General features: G+C 44.7%; 14 protein-coding genes and 1 other annotated feature. Of the genes, 10 read left to right on the top strand and 4 right to left on the bottom strand.

Annotation, left to right across the window (positions count from 1 at the left end; translation table 11 throughout):
• Positions 1 to 172: 172 nt before the first annotated feature.
• From DW694_RS16195 to DW694_RS16175, 5 genes are all read left to right on the top strand, one after another.
• A complete protein-coding gene (locus DW694_RS16195) occupies positions 173 to 1,225 on the top strand; it encodes an ROK family protein (RefSeq protein WP_118753332.1) in 1,053 nt (350 codons plus the stop codon).
• Between the two features lie 424 nt (positions 1,226 to 1,649).
• Positions 1,650 to 2,678: an alcohol dehydrogenase catalytic domain-containing protein gene (locus DW694_RS16190; RefSeq protein ID WP_118753331.1), complete on the top strand. Its 1,029-nt coding sequence runs from the start codon at positions 1,650 to 1,652 to the stop codon at positions 2,676 to 2,678.
• Positions 2,679 to 2,687: 9 nt separating this feature from the next.
• Positions 2,688 to 3,080: a VOC family protein gene (locus tag DW694_RS16185; RefSeq protein WP_118753330.1), complete on the top strand. Its 393-nt coding sequence runs from the start codon at positions 2,688 to 2,690 to the stop codon at positions 3,078 to 3,080.
• Positions 3,081 to 3,098: 18 nt separating this feature from the next.
• On the top strand, positions 3,099 to 4,463 hold the full coding sequence (locus DW694_RS16180; protein WP_118753329.1) for an MFS transporter: 1,365 nt from the start codon (positions 3,099 to 3,101) through the stop codon (positions 4,461 to 4,463).
• Positions 4,464 to 4,472: 9 nt separating this feature from the next.
• Positions 4,473 to 4,964 (top strand): PfkB family carbohydrate kinase, encoded by a 492-nt coding sequence (locus tag DW694_RS16175; RefSeq protein WP_084449190.1) that lies wholly within the window; start codon positions 4,473 to 4,475, stop codon positions 4,962 to 4,964.
• Between the two features lie 97 nt (positions 4,965 to 5,061).
• On the opposite strand, the gene ilvN is transcribed toward DW694_RS16175, so the two are convergent.
• The 3 genes from ilvN to DW694_RS16160 all read right to left on the bottom strand — a co-directional run bounded on the left by ilvN (position 5,062) and on the right by DW694_RS16160 (position 9,114).
• On the bottom strand, positions 5,062 to 5,571 hold the full coding sequence (gene ilvN, locus DW694_RS16170; RefSeq protein WP_015526065.1) for an acetolactate synthase small subunit: 510 nt from the start codon (positions 5,569 to 5,571) through the stop codon (positions 5,062 to 5,064).
• A gap of 12 nt (positions 5,572 to 5,583) precedes the next feature.
• Positions 5,584 to 7,302: a biosynthetic-type acetolactate synthase large subunit gene (gene ilvB, locus DW694_RS16165; protein WP_118753328.1), complete on the bottom strand. Its 1,719-nt coding sequence runs from the start codon at positions 7,300 to 7,302 to the stop codon at positions 5,584 to 5,586.
• A gap of 100 nt (positions 7,303 to 7,402) precedes the next feature.
• Positions 7,403 to 7,644, bottom strand: a binding site (T-box leader).
• A 183-nt stretch (positions 7,645 to 7,827) separates the two neighbouring features.
• Positions 7,828 to 9,114 carry a hemolysin family protein gene (locus DW694_RS16160; protein ID WP_110104213.1) on the bottom strand — a complete coding sequence of 429 codons (1,287 nt, stop codon included), beginning with the start codon at positions 9,112 to 9,114 and terminating at the stop codon, positions 7,828 to 7,830.
• Between the two features lie 232 nt (positions 9,115 to 9,346).
• Between DW694_RS16160 and DW694_RS16155 the strand changes: the two genes are divergently transcribed.
• From DW694_RS16155 to DW694_RS16135, 5 genes are all read left to right on the top strand, one after another.
• Positions 9,347 to 10,045 (top strand): ABC transporter ATP-binding protein, encoded by a 699-nt coding sequence (locus DW694_RS16155; protein ID WP_118753327.1) that lies wholly within the window; start codon positions 9,347 to 9,349, stop codon positions 10,043 to 10,045.
• A gap of 9 nt (positions 10,046 to 10,054) precedes the next feature.
• On the top strand, positions 10,055 to 12,370 hold the full coding sequence (locus tag DW694_RS16150) for an ABC transporter permease (RefSeq protein ID WP_118753326.1): 2,316 nt from the start codon (positions 10,055 to 10,057) through the stop codon (positions 12,368 to 12,370).
• A gap of 265 nt (positions 12,371 to 12,635) precedes the next feature.
• Positions 12,636 to 13,013, top strand: a complete 378-nt coding sequence (locus tag DW694_RS16145; RefSeq protein WP_059086765.1) for a diacylglycerol kinase family protein — start codon at positions 12,636 to 12,638, stop codon at positions 13,011 to 13,013.
• Positions 13,014 to 13,108: 95 nt separating this feature from the next.
• Entirely contained in the window at positions 13,109 to 13,534 is a 426-nt protein-coding gene (locus DW694_RS16140; protein ID WP_180211336.1) for a hypothetical protein, read from the top strand.
• 69 nt (positions 13,535 to 13,603) lie between these two features.
• Complete coding sequence (locus DW694_RS16135) at positions 13,604 to 15,202, top strand: AarF/UbiB family protein (RefSeq protein WP_118753325.1); 1,599 nt, start codon at positions 13,604 to 13,606, stop codon at positions 15,200 to 15,202.
• 143 nt (positions 15,203 to 15,345) lie between these two features.
• Here the strand turns inward: DW694_RS16135 and DW694_RS16130 are convergent, their stop codons facing one another.
• Positions 15,346 to 16,173, bottom strand: a complete 828-nt coding sequence (locus DW694_RS16130) for an AraC family transcriptional regulator (RefSeq protein ID WP_118753324.1) — start codon at positions 16,171 to 16,173, stop codon at positions 15,346 to 15,348.
• Positions 16,174 to 17,013: the final 840 nt, after the last annotated feature.

Raw genomic sequence — 17,013 nt, 5'->3', positions numbered from 1 at the left:
GTGGGAGAAGCAAGAATCCCCCTGCTTTAGCTGTGGGGAGTGTCAAAAAACATTGCTTTACAAGAAGAATAAAAAAGCATATAATTCTTTTATAATATATTTAATAAAAGAGGGTAAGAAAACGGAAAATAAAGATAAAAAAAATATAACAAGAAAAAGAATAATTAATTATGTGCTGAACAATCATGTTACATCCAAGGCGGGAATCGCAAAAGATTTAAATTTGAGTATGCCGACTGTGTTAGCAAATGTGAATGACTTGTTAGAAAAAATGGTGTTGGAAGAAACTGGGGAATATGCTTCGACCGGTGGAAGAAAGGCAAAAAGTATAGGGATTAATAAGTCATACTGTCATGCAATGGGAATTTTGATTACAGCGAATCATATAGAAATGGTATTAGTAAATCTTGGAGATGAGATTATAAAAAAAGATCGCATCCGTTTAAAATTTACGGCAGAATTATCCTATTGTACAGAAGTGGCACAAAAGGTCAAAACTTTTCTTGAAGGCGAATTAGCGAAGGATACGCTACTTGGGATTGGAGTGGCGATTCCGGGAATTATTGATCAGAAAGAACGGATCGTTTTAAAATCCCATGCTTTAGGTATAGAGAATTATAGTCTGCGCTTTTTAGAGCAGGCTTTGGAAATTCCAGTATATTTTGAAAACGATGCTAATGCTGCAATGCTTGCAGAAAAAAAGCAAAAGTATCCAAATGCGATATATCTGTCTTTGAACCACACCTTAGGAGGCGCATTCTGCATAGATGGAAAGCTGTTTCGAGGGCAGAACCAGAAAGCAGGTGAGTTTGGTCACATGATACTCGTTCCCGGTGGAAGAAAGTGTTATTGTGGTAAAGCAGGATGTGCAGATGCATATTGTGCTGCAAGTGTACTGACACAAGATAACAGGCAGTCACTGGATGCATTTATGGAAAAAATTGAAAGTGGTGATGAAAAAAATTTGCAGACATGGAATGAGTATCTGGATCATCTTGCTGTTTTGATATCAAATCTGCGGATGGCATATGATATGGATATTATACTCGGAGGTGATGTGGGAGGTGTATTGTCAGATTATATGATACCACTGGGAGAAAAAGTGATGGCATATAATGGCTTTGAGCATGATGTTTCATACTTAAAAAATTGTTCGTATAAGAAAGAAGCGTCGGCTGTTGGAGCCGCGAAATACTTTTTTACAAAACATATGGCAGAATTGTAAATTTTTTGAACGCAGATAAGCAGTCCACCGCATCTGGTGCGCAGGGCATCAAGCGTTGGGTAAGGGGATGTTCACTCTGTTGGAGTTAAAAGCTCCCACTGACAGGTTGCAAAGTGAATGCAGATGTCCGCTTTATATGTGTGAAAAACGAGAAGTTGTGTAAAATTAGAAAAAGATATTATAGTAAAAAACGGAAAGAAAACAGTAACTACGGTTTCCTTTCCGTTTTTTTCGTGTTGATTGTGAAAAATACACAAAAAATTTATTTTAAAATTATGAAATATATAAAATTATGAAAAACATATTGACAAATCGTGTTTACAGGATAATAATGTAATTGCTTTAATAAAACAATTTATAAAAGATCAAATAAAACAATGTAAATAAGGAGGAAACAATTATGATAAAAAAGGAGAAAACAATTATGTTACAGCAGGTAATGACAAATCCAGGAGAAATTATTTTCAGAGAGGTTCCGGTTCCGGAGGTAAAGGAAAATCAGGTGTTGGTAAAGATTATGAATATTGGTGTTTGTGGATCAGATATTCATGTTTATCATGGAAAACATCCGTTTACAAAATATCCGGTAACACAGGGACATGAGGTTTCTGGTGAGATTACAGAACTTGGAAAAAATGTCACAGAGTTTCATGTGGGACAGAAGGTGACGATAGAGCCTCAGGTATATTGTGGACATTGCTATCCATGTCGTCATGGAAAGTATAATCTCTGTGAGGAATTAAAAGTAATGGGATTTCAGACGACAGGAACAGCATCTGAGTATTTTGCAGTGGATGCATCGAAAGTAACACCTATTCCAGAAGATATGTCCTATGAAGAAGGAGCTATGATCGAACCTCTTGCGGTGGCAATTCATGGTGTAAAACAGATGGGCGATGTGGCTGGCATGAATATTGCAGTCCTTGGAGCAGGACCGATTGGAAATCTCGTGGCACAGGCAGCAAAAGGAATGGGGGCAGCGAAAGTGATGATCACAGATATCAGTGATCTTAGACTGGCAAAGGCAAAAGAATGTGGAATTGATGTGTGTGTGAATACCCAAAATAAAGACTTCGGTGAGGCAATGATCGAAGCATTTGGACCGGATAAGGCAGATGTGATCTACGACTGTGCCGGAAACAATATCACAATGGGACAGGCAATTAAATATGCAAGAAAAGGAAGCACGATCGTACTGGTGGCTGTTTTTGCAGGAATGGCAGAAGTAGATCTTGCAGTGGCAAATGACCACGAACTTGACATTAAGAGCACGATGATGTACCGCCATGATGATTACATAGATGGAATCAGACTGGTAAATGAGGGTAAAGTTCATTTGAAACCGCTCATCTCAAAGACATTTGCTTTTAAAGATTATCTGAAGGCGTACCAGTATATTGATGATAACCGCGAGACAACGATGAAAGTAATTATCAATGTCAGTGAAAAGTAAGGAGTTCGTATGGAAAATAAATATGGAATTGTCGGAGTTGCCCATGTCGGGCTTCTGACAAACGATTTGCAGAAAACAGTTGAGTTTTATAAGAGTCTTGGATTTGAAGTAATTATGCAGTCTTATAATGAAAAAGCAGGGGAAAAAGTGGCATTTTTACAGATAAAAAATTACTGTATAGAGACTTTTGAAAATGGGCAGGCGGCAATGTCAGACGGTGCATACCAACATGTTGCACTTGATGTGGAAGACATTGAAAGTATGTATCAGAAAATCTGCAATGAAAAATACACAATTATTACAGACGGAATCGAAGAACTGCCATTTTGGGAAAATGGTGTGAAGTTTTTTATGATCAAGGGACCAAATGAGGAAAGAATAGAGTTCTGTCAGAAACTCTGATAAAAATAGGAGGGACATATGGGAAGCGAAAACAAAAATGGAAAAGTACCGCTGATCAGTAAGATTGCATATGGGTTTGGTGATGTCGGATGTAATTTTAGCTGGATGTTCGTCAGTAATTTTCTGATGATATTTTATACAGACGTGTTCGGAATCAGTATGGCGGCTGTGTCAGCACTTATGCTTTTTTCAAGATTCTGGGATGCGATCAATGATCCAATCGTCGGGGGACTTACGGATAAAACAAAATCGAGATGGGGACGGTACCGTCCATGGCTGTTAGTAGCGGCACCAATTACAGCGATTCTTCTTGTTATGACATTCTGGGCAAGACCTGACTGGCCGCAGAATGGAAAGATCATTTATATGGTAATTACATATTGTCTGCTGGTTTTGGGGTATACCTGTGTGAATATTCCATATGGAACCTTGTGTGGTGCTATGACACAGGATATTGATGAACGTGCAAAAATAAATACATCCCGTTCGGTTGCAGCGATGATTGCAATTGGTGTGTTAAATATTATCACAGTTCCACTGCTCAGCAAATTCGGCAGTCACAGTGCAAAGACAGGATATCTGACGGTTGCGGTCATATATGGATGTATTTTTACAGCCTGTCATTTCTTCTGCTTTGCGAAGACGAAAGAGGCAGTGATTACTCCGGAAAAAGAAAAAATTTCTGTAAAGATACAGGTGAAAGCAGTCATGCAGAACAGACCATATCTTCTTGCATTGGCAGGACAGATATTATTTGGATTTACATTATATGGTAGAAATGCAGATATTCTGTATTATTTTACATATGTGGAAGGGAATGCCTCCTACTACACAACTTATTCGATGTGCATCATTATTCCTTCTATCATCGGGGCAGCCTGTTTTCAACCATTATTCCGCAAGTTGAATAACAAAGGAAGAACAGCATCTCTCTTTGCTTTATTTACAGGAATTTCCATGTTGTCTATGTTTTTCTTCAATGCCAAAGAATCACCAGCTATTTTTTATGCATTATCTGGTCTCACACAGTTTTTCTTCTCTGGATTTAATACCGCAATCTATGCAATTATTCCAGACTGTGTGGAATATGGGGAGTGGAAAACCGGACTTAGAAATGACGGTTTTCAGTATGCATTTATTTCACTTGGAAATAAAATCGGAATGGCAGTTGGAACAGCACTTTTAGCAGGATTACTTGGAAAATATGGTTATATTGCAAATCAGACACAAAATGCAACTGTACTTTCAATTATGAAACATGCATTTACGACGATTCCGGGTGTACTGTGGATTGTGACTGCGGTTGTATTATTTTTCTACCGGTTAAATAAAAAACGTTATAACGAGATTGTAGAGGAACTAAAAAATGGAAGAAAAAGTTGATATCGTGGCATTGGGAGAGTTGCTTCCTATGATCCAAATTATCGCTCATCTCTTTGGAAGAGCAAAGAGTATGCAGTGAAAAAAATGAGATCTGTCATAGAATTGGTAGATGTTATGAAGGTATCAGATGAAGAGAGTACTCTGTTGACAGAGGCGAAAAGTTATGAGCAGGCTGCAGATCAACTCCTTGCCATGGGACCAAAGCTGGTTGCCATTACATTGGGAGAACAGGGCGTTCTTATGGCAACAAAAAGCAGAAAAGAAATCATCAAAGCATTTCAGACACATGCGGTCGACACGACTGGGGCAGGTGATTCATTCTGGGGAGGCGTATTATGCAGTATCCTTTCTATGAATAAGAATGTTGAAAAAATGGAATGGGAAGAAATCAAAAAGTGTGCTGTTTTGGGAAATGCAGTTGCTGGATTGTGTGTGCAAAAGAGAGGCGGAATCCCTGCAATTCCGACGAAAGAGGCAGCGCTTGAATTTATGCAGAAATAATGAATGTATATGAACAAACTCGGGGCTGTAAAAATCACGATTTATTAATCGTTAAAGCATCAGCCCCGTGTTTTTCTGTCGGAGTATTATTCCGCTTTTATCTCTCCATCATGCTGATGGACTCAATTCCGACACTTCCGCCGCGGACAACTTCGATATGCTTGAACTCTTCTTTGATAAGCTTGATGACCGCGTCATTTTTGGTTGCGGTCTGGACGAATTCCAGAAGGAGGCTGTCTTTTCCATAGTCGATGACACGTGCCTTGAAAGTCTCAGCAATCTGGAAAAGTTCTACTTTATCTTCCGGGGAGCAGCCCTTTACCTTGATGTAAAGGATCTCCTTCATTCGAACGAACACGTCTGTAAAATCAATAACCTTGATCACCTCGATCATACGGTTCAGCTGTTTTTTGATCTGCTCAAAGGTTTCATCATCGCTGACTGTGGCGATGGTCATTCTGGAAACTGTTGGGTCCTCCGTTGTTCCAACTGTAAGACTGTCCAGGTTATAGGACTTTCCGGAGAAAAGACCGGAAATCTTGGAAAGAACACCGACCTGGTTTTCAACATAGAGAGAGATCCATCTTTTTTTCATTCCTTTATCCATCATTCATTCCTCCTAACAATCCATGATCAGATCAGCCAGGGTGCCGCCCGGCTTGACCATCGGGTAAACCATTTCCTCCGGATCAATGATAAATTCGATGATCGTAGGAGTTTTTGTATTCTTCTTAGCCTCTTCGAAAGCGGCCGCGATCCGATCCTTCTCAGTTACGCGGATACCCTTTGCCCCATAGCTCTCTGCGAGACGGATGAAATCCGGTGTGTATTCCGGATATTCCTGACCGTCTGTGCGGCGGGAGAGTGCACCGGCCTTCAGATTTGTCATGGCGTAACGTTTTCCGTAGAAAAGCTTCTGCCATTGGCGGACCATTCCGAGATATTCATTATTAAAGATACAGCAGATGATCGGAAGCTCCTCCAGAACTGCGGTAGCCAGCTCCTGAATGTTCATCTGCATGCCGCCGTCACCGGAAACGGAGATGACCGGTGTATCCGGATTACCGATCTTGGCACCGATAGCACCTGGAAGGCCGTAACCCATGGTTCCAAGTCCGCCGGACATGATCAGCTGACGGTTCTCGGTGATGTCCGCATACTGGCTCACCAGCATCTGATGCTGACCTACATCGGTAACAAGAATGGCCTTGTCAAACTGGCGGTTGATCTCGCCGATGATATCCAGCGGTCCCATAATACCACGGTCTTTCATGGTAAGAGGATGCTCTTCCTTCCATTCCTGGATCTGCTTCAGCCATTTGCCGGTATTACAGTCCTGTACATATTCATTCATTTTTGTTATTGCCTCTTTTGCATCGGCAACGATGGGGATGTCTACATGGATATTTCTGGAAATGGAAGCGGTGTCAATATCGATGTGGACGATCTGTGCATGTGGGGCAAATTCATGGAGCTTGCCTGTGATACGGTCGTTAAAACGGGTTCCGATGGAAAACAGAAGATCGCATTCATTTACTGCCATGTTTGCGGCATAAGCGCCGTGCATACCAAGATTTCCGATAAACAGAGGGTTCTTTGTGGAAATGGCGCCACGTCCCATGACGGTTGTGACAACCGGGATCTGAGTTTTCTCAACAACCTGGGTAAAAATCTCCTGCGCGCGGGAAATGATCACACCGCCGCCAGCAAGAAACAGAGGTTTTTTGGCCTTCTGCAGCATTTTGAGGGCACGCTTCAGCTGTCCGATATGCACGCTGGTGTTAGGCTTGTAGCCACGGATATTGACGGTCTTCGGATACTCAGCACTTCCCAGCTCGGCCATTACATCCTTTGGAAGGTCGATGAGAACCGGGCCTGGGCGTCCGGTGCGTGCGATATAGAAAGCTTCCTTGATGATACGTCCAAGATCCTCACGGTTGCGGACGGTAACACCGTATTTTGTGATGCTTCTGGTGATCCCGACAATATCAACCTCCTGGAACGCATCGTTTCCGATGAGGTGACGGGCAACCTGTCCGGTAAAGCATACAAGCGGAACACTGTCATAGTTGGCAGTTGCAAGACCTGTAACAAGGTTGGTAGCTCCGGGACCGCTGGTAACGAGACATACGCCAACCTTTCCGGTAGTTCTGGCATAGGCATCTGCTTCGTGTACAAGGGCCTGCTCGTGACGTGGCAGAATGATGTCAATGCCGCTCTGTTTATATAATTCATCGCTGATATCAATGGTGCAGGCACCAGGATAGCCGAACAGAACATCAACGCCTTCTTCTTTTAAGGCTTTTACAAGCAATTTGTTTCCGGAAATCTGTTTCATGAATTGGTTCCCTCCTTTGATGATGTGAAAAGTTAAGCAGATAAGGGCTGTCGCGAGAAATTTTTCCAATAAAAAAGTCCCGGCATATCGGATAAAATATGCTCAGGACGGATGATTCCGCGGTACCACCTGTTTTCAGAGGTAAAACTCTGCTCTCTGCCAGTACAAAATTATACTGCCTCCCTGTAACGTGGGAATGACGATGAAGCCTACTGCATGAAGATCCATGGTTCAGTCCACTGCTCGAGGGCTACTTCCACAGTTCAGTCACGAAGATTCTCACCGGCCATCTTCTCTCTGTGCATCCGGAGACTGTGTACTACTCCCTGTCATTGCATTTAGTAAATATGGATAAAAATTTTCTATCATTATAATATAAAATATCGGAACTGTCAATCAAAAATCCTGATGGCTCAACGGGTGAGCCGGGGATTACGATAACAGTTCCGATATGGATGATATTAAGTATTAAATATTTTTTCGGTACATCAGCTGTTTCTTGTTACGGAGCTGGAGCCTGCTTACTCAGGATTCGGTATTATCCCGTGTTTCAGGATCTTTTTCCGGAAGGTAGACATGCACTTTCTCGATACGGTTTTTATCCAGCTTTTCTACGATCAGACGGATTCCGTCCTCTGTGATCACTTCGTCACCGGCAACAGGCAGACGATCCAGATGTTCGATGATAAATCCACCCAGGGAATCATAATCCTCGGAATCCAGTTCCGTATCCAGATGATCATTTACGTCATCCAGATGCATGGAACCTTCGATGATATATTCCCGGTCGGAAATCTTCTGGACAAGCTCGTCCTCCTTCTCATCGTATTCGTCATGGATCTCACCCACGATCTCCTCCAGGATATCCTCCAGTGTGATCAGTCCGGCCATATCACCGTATTCATCCAGCACAATGGCAATGTTGAAGGTGGAGTCCTTCATTTCCACAAGAAGATCGGAAATGCTTTTTGTTTCGTAAGTGAAATGCGGCTTTCGGAGGAAATGATCGATAACAAATTCCTCATTTTTGTCGTAAAGAAGAAGATCCTTCATGTTGATGATTCCCACAATGTTGTTCTGGCTGTCCTTATAAACCGGCAGACGTGTGAACTTATCCTCGCGGAAAATATCGATCAGCTCATCATAAGTGGATTCCACATCCGCAAAGGTAACATGTACTCTTGGAACCATGATATCCTTGGCTGTGGCATCTCCAAGATCAAACACATTGTAGATCATTTCTTTTTCGTCGGATTCAATGACACCGTCCTCATGGCTGACGTCCACGATAGTACGAAGCTCCTCCTCGGTCATGGCCTTGCTGGCTGCATCCGGATCCACACGCATCAGGCGCATCACACCTCTTGAAAAGAGATTGATGATAAAGATCACCGGTGTCATGATAGTCATAAGAAATTTAAAGACCGGGATATAGCGGAGGGTGATCTTTTCAGAGTTAATGGTTGCGTAGTTCTTGGGGGTAATCTCACCGAAGATCAAGATCAGAACCGTCAGGATCACCGTCACGATGCTGACCATATAGCCGCCAAAGCTGTATGCAAGTGTGGTTGCAAGGGAAGAAGCCGAAATGTTCACAATGTTGTTTCCGATGAGAATCGCACTGAGAAGCTTGGGCGTCTGGTTCTCCAGGATATCGAGAGCCATGGCTGCACGCTTGTTTCCCTCGTCTGCAAGAGAGCGGAGACGGATCTTGTTTACCGACATCAGCGCGGTTTCGTTAGATGAGAAAAAGGCTGACAATGCCAGCAGAATAAGTAATATGATTATCTGGTAAGTGTCGCTGGGGTCCACTTTCAATATTCACTCCTTTAAAAATAAGATTATTTGGTTAAAAATATACAGATACTCCCACATTATATACGTTTTACTGGATTTTGGCAAGAGCCGGACCGGTACAGCGCATATAGATATATGGAAAAAATACGAAAATAAGTCTGCTTCTTGACAAAAGAGTAAGTTCAGACTAACATATATGTATATTCATATATAAAGAAGAACTGTATAGGAATGGAAGGAGCGGTTTATGTTTCTGGAGATAAAAGGAATCAAAAAATCCTTCGGGGCAGGAGAGAGCCATGTAGATGTTCTGAAGGGGATCGATCTTGAGATTGAAAAGGGAGAATTTTGTGTGCTTCTGGGGCCGTCCGGTTCCGGGAAATCCACGCTGCTAAACATTATTGGCGGCATTGACGGAGCAGATGCAGGAAGCATTACCATTCAGGGAGAACAGCTGGAGGATATGAAGGAAAAGAAGCTTTCCCTCTACCGCAGAAAACATCTGGGATATATTTTTCAGATGTATAATCTGATCCCCAATCTGACTGTGAGAGAGAATATTGAAGTTGGTGCTTATTTAAGTGACAGACCGCTGGATGTGGATGAACTGCTGGAGACACTGGGACTTTATGAACATCAGCGGAAGCTTCCGAACCAGCTTTCGGGAGGTCAGCAGCAGAGAACTGCTATTGGACGTGCCATTGTAAAAAATCCGGATATCCTGCTTTGTGATGAGCCTACCGGCGCTCTGGACTACAACACCTCCAAGGAAATCCTGAAGCTGATCGAAACAGTCAATCACAAATACGGAAATACTATAGTCATGGTTACTCATAACGATGCCATCAAGGATATGGCAGACCGTGTGGTAAAGCTTCGTGACGGGATGATCCGCAGAAACTATCAGAATGAGCAGAAGATTCCGGCTGCTGACCTGGAATGGTAAGGGGGCATTATGAAGAATCCTTTACGTAAACGTATCCCCAGGGAACTGAAGGGGGAATTTGGAAAATATCTGGTGGTTTTCCTGCTGATGGTACTGACCATCGGGTTTGTGTCCGGCTTTCTGGTAGCCGATGGAAGCATGCTGAAGGCTTATAATGAGAGCTTTGATAAATATAATATCGAAAACGGAAATTTCCGTACTGCGGAAAAGATTTACAGTTCTCAGTGGAAGGATATTGAAGCTGCCGGTGTTAAGCTTTATGAGAACTACTATATAGAAGAAGATCTGGATAACGGAAGCACCATGCGTTTTTTTAAAAACCGTGAGAAGGTGAATAAGGTCTGCCTGATGAAGGGAGAAATGCCGTCAGGGCAGGGTGAGATCGCCATTGACCGTATGTATGCGGATAACAACAGTCTTAAGGTAGGAGATACCCTGATCAGAGGTGAAAAATCCTGGAAGATCACAGGCCTGGTGGCACTTTCGGATTACAGTGCCCTGTTTCAGAATAATAATGATTCCATGTTTGATTCTGTAAAGTTTGGTGTGGCGATCGTAGCCCCGGAGGAATTTGAAAACCTGGATCAGGAAAAGCTCCGGTACAATTATGCATGGATATATGATCATCAGCCAAAGAACGAAAAAGAGGAGAAGAAAGTTTCCGAAAATCTCATGGAAGACATTGGCAAAGTGGTAGCTCTGGAAACCTTTGTCCCACGTTATCTTAACCAGGCGATCATTTTCACCGGCGATGATATGGGCGGAGACAGGGCAATGGTCATCACGCTTCTTTATATTGTGATCGTGATCATGGCTTTTGTGTTTGGAATTACCATCAGCAATACGATCCGAAAGGAAGCCGGTGTTATCGGTACGTTACGTGCATCCGGTTATACCAGACGGGAGCTGATCCTTCATTATATGACGCTTCCGGTTCTGGTCACGCTGGCTGGTGCCCTGATCGGAAATATTCTTGGATATACCGTATTTAAGGGTGTATGTGCAGACATGTATTACGGGAGCTATAGTCTGCCGACTTATGTGACCGTATGGAATGCAGATGCCTTTCTTCTTACAACCGTAGTTCCGGTCATCATTATGATACTGATCGATCATGCGGTGCTCAGGTACCGCCTGCAGCTTTCGCCTCTGAAGCTCCTGCGAAGGGATTTTTCTGGTAAAAAACAGAAACGTGCAGTGTATTTAAGCCCGAAGATAGGAATTTTTTCCAGGTTTCGCCTCCGGGTGATCTTTCAGAATGTCAGCAGTTATCTGGTGCTGTTTGTGGGAGTCATTTTTGCAAATCTGCTGCTGTTTTTCGGCATGCTCCTGCCGTCTACGTTGGATCATTATCAGATGGAGATCCAGGAGAATATGCTGGCGAAATACCAGTACATACTTTCGGTTCCGGCAAGTGCCTATTCTGGGAATAAAGAGGATGCCATGAATTCTCTTCTGGAATATTATACGGATATCAGAACGGACAATAAAGATGCGGAAAAATTTTCTGCGTATTCTTTGAATACCATGCCTGGTAAATATAAAAGTGAGGAGATCGCTTTTTACGGTGTGGAGCCTGACAGCCGGTATATCCAGGCGGATCTTTCGGGAGACGGTGTTTATATTTCCAGTGCCTATGCGGACAAATTCCGGATCAAGGAGGGCGACACCATAACTCTGAAGGAAAAATACGAGAAGGATGAGTATTCCTTTAAAGTAGATGGAATCTATGATTATGCGGCAAGCCTCTGTGTATTTATGGAAAGAGATAAACTGAATGAGGCGTTTGATCTTGGAGATGATTATTTTGGAGGATATTTCTCTGATACAGAGATCCGGGACATCCCTTCAAAATATATCGGCTCTGTCATTGATCTGGAAGCTCTTACAAAAATATCCAGGCAGCTGGATGTCTCCATGGGAGATATGATGGGAATGATGTATGGATTTTCCGTGATCATTTTCCTGGTGGTGATCTATCTGCTTTCCAAGGTCATCATCGAAAAAAATGCCCAGTCGATTTCCATGACCAAGATCCTGGGTTATACAAATGGTGAGATCAGCCGTTTGTATATACTTTCCACATCATTTGTGGTGGTGTTCTGCCTGCTGTTAAGCCTTCCGGTTGAACGGCAGATCATGGAAGTGCTGTTCCGCGAGATGATGCTTTCCAGTATTTCGGGATGGATCACCATGTGGGTGGATCCCATGATCTATGTGAAAATGACAGCGATCGGAATCACAGCCTATGCAGTGGTAGCAGTGCTGGAATTCCGGAGGATCCGTCATGTGCCCATGGATGAAGCGCTGAAAAATGTGGAATAATATGTGACATCTGTATATATATCTGGAAAAATAATTCAGGATATCCGGAAATTTTACAGAATATGCAACAGGATCAGGAGTATGTGTGGTTTAACTGAATGCGGATGTTTTTATCCGCTTGAACAGTTATCTGTGAATAACCACATATACTCCTTAAATATTCATAAATTTTCCGGAATACTGGAAATATTACTACAAACTTGTTATAATAATCCCATACTTCCCGTTGGAGGGAATAATTCAAACAGGAAATCAGGTGAGGAACATGGCAGGCAGAAAGAAGGATCCGCTGTATAAAAGCTTCGGATATGCGTTTCAGGGGATTTTTACCTGCATCCGCAAGGAAAGAAATATGAAGATCCACTGTATGGTGGCAGCGCTTGTGGTGATCGTAGGACTGATCCTTGGGATTTCCGTGACAGAGTGGTGCATCTGCCTGGGGCTGTTCGGAATGGTGATGGCGCTGGAGCTGGTGAATACGGCAGTGGAAGCTGTTGTGGATCTGGTCACAGAGGAACGTCACCCACTGGCAAAGATCGCCAAGGACACAGCGGCCGGAGCAGTACTGATCGCAGCGATCATGGCAGCGATCGTCGGACTGATCATTTTTGTTCCCAAGGGACTTGTTTTTCTGGGAATATGACAGGAACAGAAAACTTTTGTTTCAGGATAGGGTCTGGTGTCGGACTGTGATGTGATGGTCCGGCAGCTGCCGGTTTTAGGAAAGGAGAAAATATTATGGAATTAGGTGAAGGACTGAAGAAAATTTTACTGGTGGGTATTGGTACAGCAGCAGTGACAGCAGAGAAATCCAAAGAAATCCTGGATGAACTGGTAAAAAAGGGTGAGCTTACGGTTGAACAGGGTAAGGTTCTTAATCAGGAGCTGAAGCATAACATCAAATCAACGGTTAAGACAGCTGCTGATTCTGTAAAGGAATCTGCAGCCAGAAAGAATGATCAGGAAGAACTGAAGGCAACGATTTCCAGGCTGACACCGGAGCAGCTGGCTGCTGTGAAGGCGCAGATCGAGCGCATGCAGGCCGAGGCTGCTGAGGAGAAAGCCGAGACAGCAGAAGAACCGGCAGAGGAAGCTGTACAGGAAGCTTCTGCGGAAACAGAAAATGCAGAAGATACCGGGAGCGAAGAACAGGCAGCAGAGTAACCGACTGCGGATCGCAAATATCCGCTTGACTAAACGACAACGCAGACGAAGCAGTAAATGGAGAAGTTTATGGGCAGAGAAGAAAAGGAGAAAAAAGAGAAAGGCGGATATGGAGAACGGCTGAGAGAGATCACAGCCGTTTTGAAAAAGCATGCCATTACCCGTGGTGTTTCTCCTGAGAAGCTCCGGCTCATACTGGAAGATCTGGGCCCAACTTATATTAAGTTGGGTCAGATCATGTCTCTTCGTTCCGATATTCTGCCGAAACGCTACTGTGACGAGCTGATGAAGCTCTGCTCAGAGGTACCGCCGATGCCTTTTTCCCAGGTGATCGAGGTACTGGAAGAGTCCATGGGCTGTCCGTGGCAGGCAGAATTTCAGCATATTGAGCAGAAACCTCTGGGAGCAGCATCGATTGCCCAGGTGCATCGGGCCACGCTGAAAACAGGTGAAGAGGTTGTGATCAAGGTTCAGCGAAAAGGAATCTATGAGACCATGGCCAGGGATATCGGCCTGATGCATAAAGCAGTGCGCCTGATGCCGCCGGTGAGTATTAAGGGCATGGTGGATCTGAACATGGTTTTAAGTGAACTGTGGACTGTGACCCAGGAGGAGATGAATTTCCTGACGGAAGCTGCAAACATGGCAGAATTTGCAAAAAAGAACAAAGATGTGGCTTTTGTGAAAGTACCGATCCTCTACCGTGAGTATATTTCGCCGCATATTCTTGTGATGGAATATATTGACGGTTTTGCCGTCAATGACAAGGCTGCGCTTCTGGCCAATGGTTATGATCTTAATGAGGTCGGAACGAAATATGTGGATAATTTCATCAAACAGGTGATGGAGGATGGCTTTTTCCATGCGGATCCACATCCGGGAAACGTGCGGATCCAGGATGGAAAGATTGTCTGGATCGATATGGGAATGATGGGACGGCTTACAGAGCACGATCGTCAGCTGATCGCAGAAGCTATTGAGGGGGTTGCCATGAACAACATCGGCAAGATCCAGGATGCGGTCCTGGCTCTTGGGGAGTTTAAAGGCAAACCGGATTCCAGCAAGCTTTATGAGGATATCCGCGGACTTATGGAGAAATATGGTACTGCGGATATGGGGAACATTGATGTGGCTGAAGTGATGGTGGACCTGATGGAGGTCATGAAAGAAAATAAGATCATGATGCCTCACGGACTGACTATGCTTGCAAGGGGGCTGACTCATGTGGAGGGGGTTCTGGCTGATATATGTCCGGACATCAATATGACACAGATTGCTGCGGCAAGGCTCAAGGAGCAGCTGTTCAGCAATGGGAACTGGAAGCGTGAGATCAAAAAAGAAGGAAAAAATCTTGCCTGGTCGCTGAAACGTGCAGTGGATATTCCTTCTCTGGCGGCGGATTTCCTTCAGGGCTGTATGAAGGGGCAGACAAAGATCAATCTGGATCTTCATGCTTCGGATGATCTGGCGTGGCTTTTGCGGCGGCTGGTGCGGAATATTGTGATGGGGCTGTGGGTGATGGCGCTTCTGATCAGTTCCAGCATTATCTGCACTACAGATATGAAGCCGAAGCTGTGGGGGATTCCGGCTCTGGGTGCCTTCGGCTATGTGTTTGCTTTTATTATTGTTTTGTATGTGTTTATCAAGCATTTTTTTTCCGGAAAATAAAAGACGGAGATCATTTGCAGAGTCTGCGGGATGGTTTCCGTCTTTTTTTGCTGTTATGGAATTGTTTCGGTCTGCTGTTATAACTGCGATTAGGAGCTATCATCTTTCGACCGGCTGGTAAAGGACGGAGTACGGGTGTCTGGTCAGGTGTAGATGGTTCCGCTGTAGGCTTTGCGGAATTCCTTTGGGGTGTAGCCGGTTCCCTGGCGGAAGTAGTTGCAGAAGGAGGGAGCGTCCCGGAAGCCGCAGGAGAGAGCTGCTTCTGTGATGGTGCAGGAGGAGGAGCAGAGAAGCTGGGTTGCCATCTGGAGGCGGTGTTTCAGGAGATATTGTTTTGGGGAGGTGTTTTCATGTTCCATGAAGATTCGGTAAAGATAGGAACGGTCGATTCCTACGTAGTGTGCCACGTCTGAGATCTGGATGGGGTAGGCATAGTTGTTTCTGATGTATTCGGTGGCTTTCTGAAAGTACAGGTTTGAGATGTCGGTCCTGCTTTCGGAGGGCTTTTTTTGCATGTCGGATAGTATCAGGAGGAGGTTTCCTGTGGAGGCAAGGTCGTTTCCGTTGTTTTCGGAAAAGGTGTCAAGTAGGCTTTGCATGTGGGTGAGGAGGCTGTTTTGCCGGGAGGGTGTTTCCGGGGTGAAGATTGGGGTGTCGGAAAATACGGTTTGTTTCAGGATTTCTTTGCAGGCGGAGCCGTCAAAGCCTGCCCAGGCGTAGCTCCAGGGGTCGGAGGTGTCGGCGCGGTAGTAGATGGAGTCCATTGGACGGATGAGAAAGGCGTCGCCTGCTTTCAGATGATAGGTGTGGCCGCTGCACTGGTAGATGCCTTTGCCGTGGAAGATCACGTGGAGAAGGTAGTGTGGGCGCATGGCCGGGCCGAAGGAGTGGTTCGGACCGCAGTCTTCCTGGCCGCAGAAGTAGACGGAGAGGGTGTGCTGGGTTTGGGTTTCTTTGGAATCGTTTTTCATTTGGGTGGCCTCCTGTTTTTGGGTTATTCAACAAAAACGCAATTTTGGGTCACAAAATGGGATGGAATGTTGTATGAGGTGATTATACAATATTGGGTGTGGGAAGGGCAAGGATGGATATGGATATACGGACGCCCGTGAGGTGTGTGCTGCCTGTCGGCGGGGCTTCGTCGGGGGCTGACTTCTAAGCCGCTGAAAATCTGCTAAAAGCGCTTTAAAAATTCTCGAACTCGCGTCTGAAGCCGCTCAGACAGCGAGAATTTTTGAAGCAACGCAGATTTCCACCGGCTAAGAATCAGCACCCCTCCTGCAGAGTCCGCCGACAGGCAGCACACACCTCACGGGCTGGTATTTCAGGGCGGAAGGGATAGAGTGGCGATGGCGGGAGGGATTACAGGTGAGGAGGGAAGGGGATGGAGAAAATGTGGCTGGCGGAGAGGGGATTTGGTTCAGAGTGGGAATGGTGGTGTTTTCCCGGGAGTTGGATGAGTCATCAGCGCTACGCTGGATGACTGGGACGAAAGGCAGAGTTTCCCTGTGGTCTGCCGGGGAAGAATGGGTCGAGGCGTTTCGCTGTCGACTTGGAGGTGAGTTGTTGTGGCAATGCAGTGGCGCCGGGATGAGATATCAATACATAGGAATATAGAGGAACACAGCGGAGCAGGATGAATACATCGGTGTAGCGTAGCATTATCAATACCGTAGAATACATCGCCGTGCCAATACATTAACACATTTCCACAGCGTACGACAATATAGCGTGCCCGGAAAGGGGGAGTGCGAGGGGGAAAAGCGGGCCAATGCCATTTAGTTAGAACATAGTATTCCAAAAGATTGCAA

The sequence above is a fragment of the Ruminococcus sp. AM26-12LB genome (genome assembly GCF_003480785.1).
Lineage (GTDB): Bacteria > Bacillota > Clostridia > Lachnospirales > Lachnospiraceae > Blautia_A > Blautia_A fusiformis.
Note: the sequence above shows the minus strand (reverse complement) of the source record. Positions and strands in the feature narration are given on the sequence as shown.

Bases quoted from the DNA above. Each gene is read 5' to 3' on its own strand.
- ilvB (WP_118753328.1), bottom strand. From the start codon at position 7,302: ATGAAACAGATTTCCGGAAACAAATTGCTTGTAAAAGCCTTAAAAGAA.
- DW694_RS16140 (WP_180211336.1), top strand. From the start codon at position 13,109: ATGGAATTAGGTGAAGGACTGAAGAAAATTTTACTGGTGGGTATTGGT.
- ilvN (WP_015526065.1), bottom strand. From the start codon at position 5,571: ATGGATAAAGGAATGAAAAAAAGATGGATCTCTCTCTATGTTGAAAAC.
- DW694_RS16150 (WP_118753326.1), top strand. From the start codon at position 10,055: ATGAAGAATCCTTTACGTAAACGTATCCCCAGGGAACTGAAGGGGGAA.
- DW694_RS16190 (WP_118753331.1), top strand. From the start codon at position 1,650: ATGTTACAGCAGGTAATGACAAATCCAGGAGAAATTATTTTCAGAGAG.
- DW694_RS16155 (WP_118753327.1), top strand. From the start codon at position 9,347: ATGTTTCTGGAGATAAAAGGAATCAAAAAATCCTTCGGGGCAGGAGAG.
- DW694_RS16130 (WP_118753324.1), bottom strand. From the start codon at position 16,173: ATGAAAAACGATTCCAAAGAAACCCAAACCCAGCACACCCTCTCCGTC.
- DW694_RS16135 (WP_118753325.1), top strand. From the start codon at position 13,604: ATGGGCAGAGAAGAAAAGGAGAAAAAAGAGAAAGGCGGATATGGAGAA.
- DW694_RS16185 (WP_118753330.1), top strand. From the start codon at position 2,688: ATGGAAAATAAATATGGAATTGTCGGAGTTGCCCATGTCGGGCTTCTG.
- DW694_RS16180 (WP_118753329.1), top strand. From the start codon at position 3,099: ATGGGAAGCGAAAACAAAAATGGAAAAGTACCGCTGATCAGTAAGATT.
- DW694_RS16145 (WP_059086765.1), top strand. From the start codon at position 12,636: ATGGCAGGCAGAAAGAAGGATCCGCTGTATAAAAGCTTCGGATATGCG.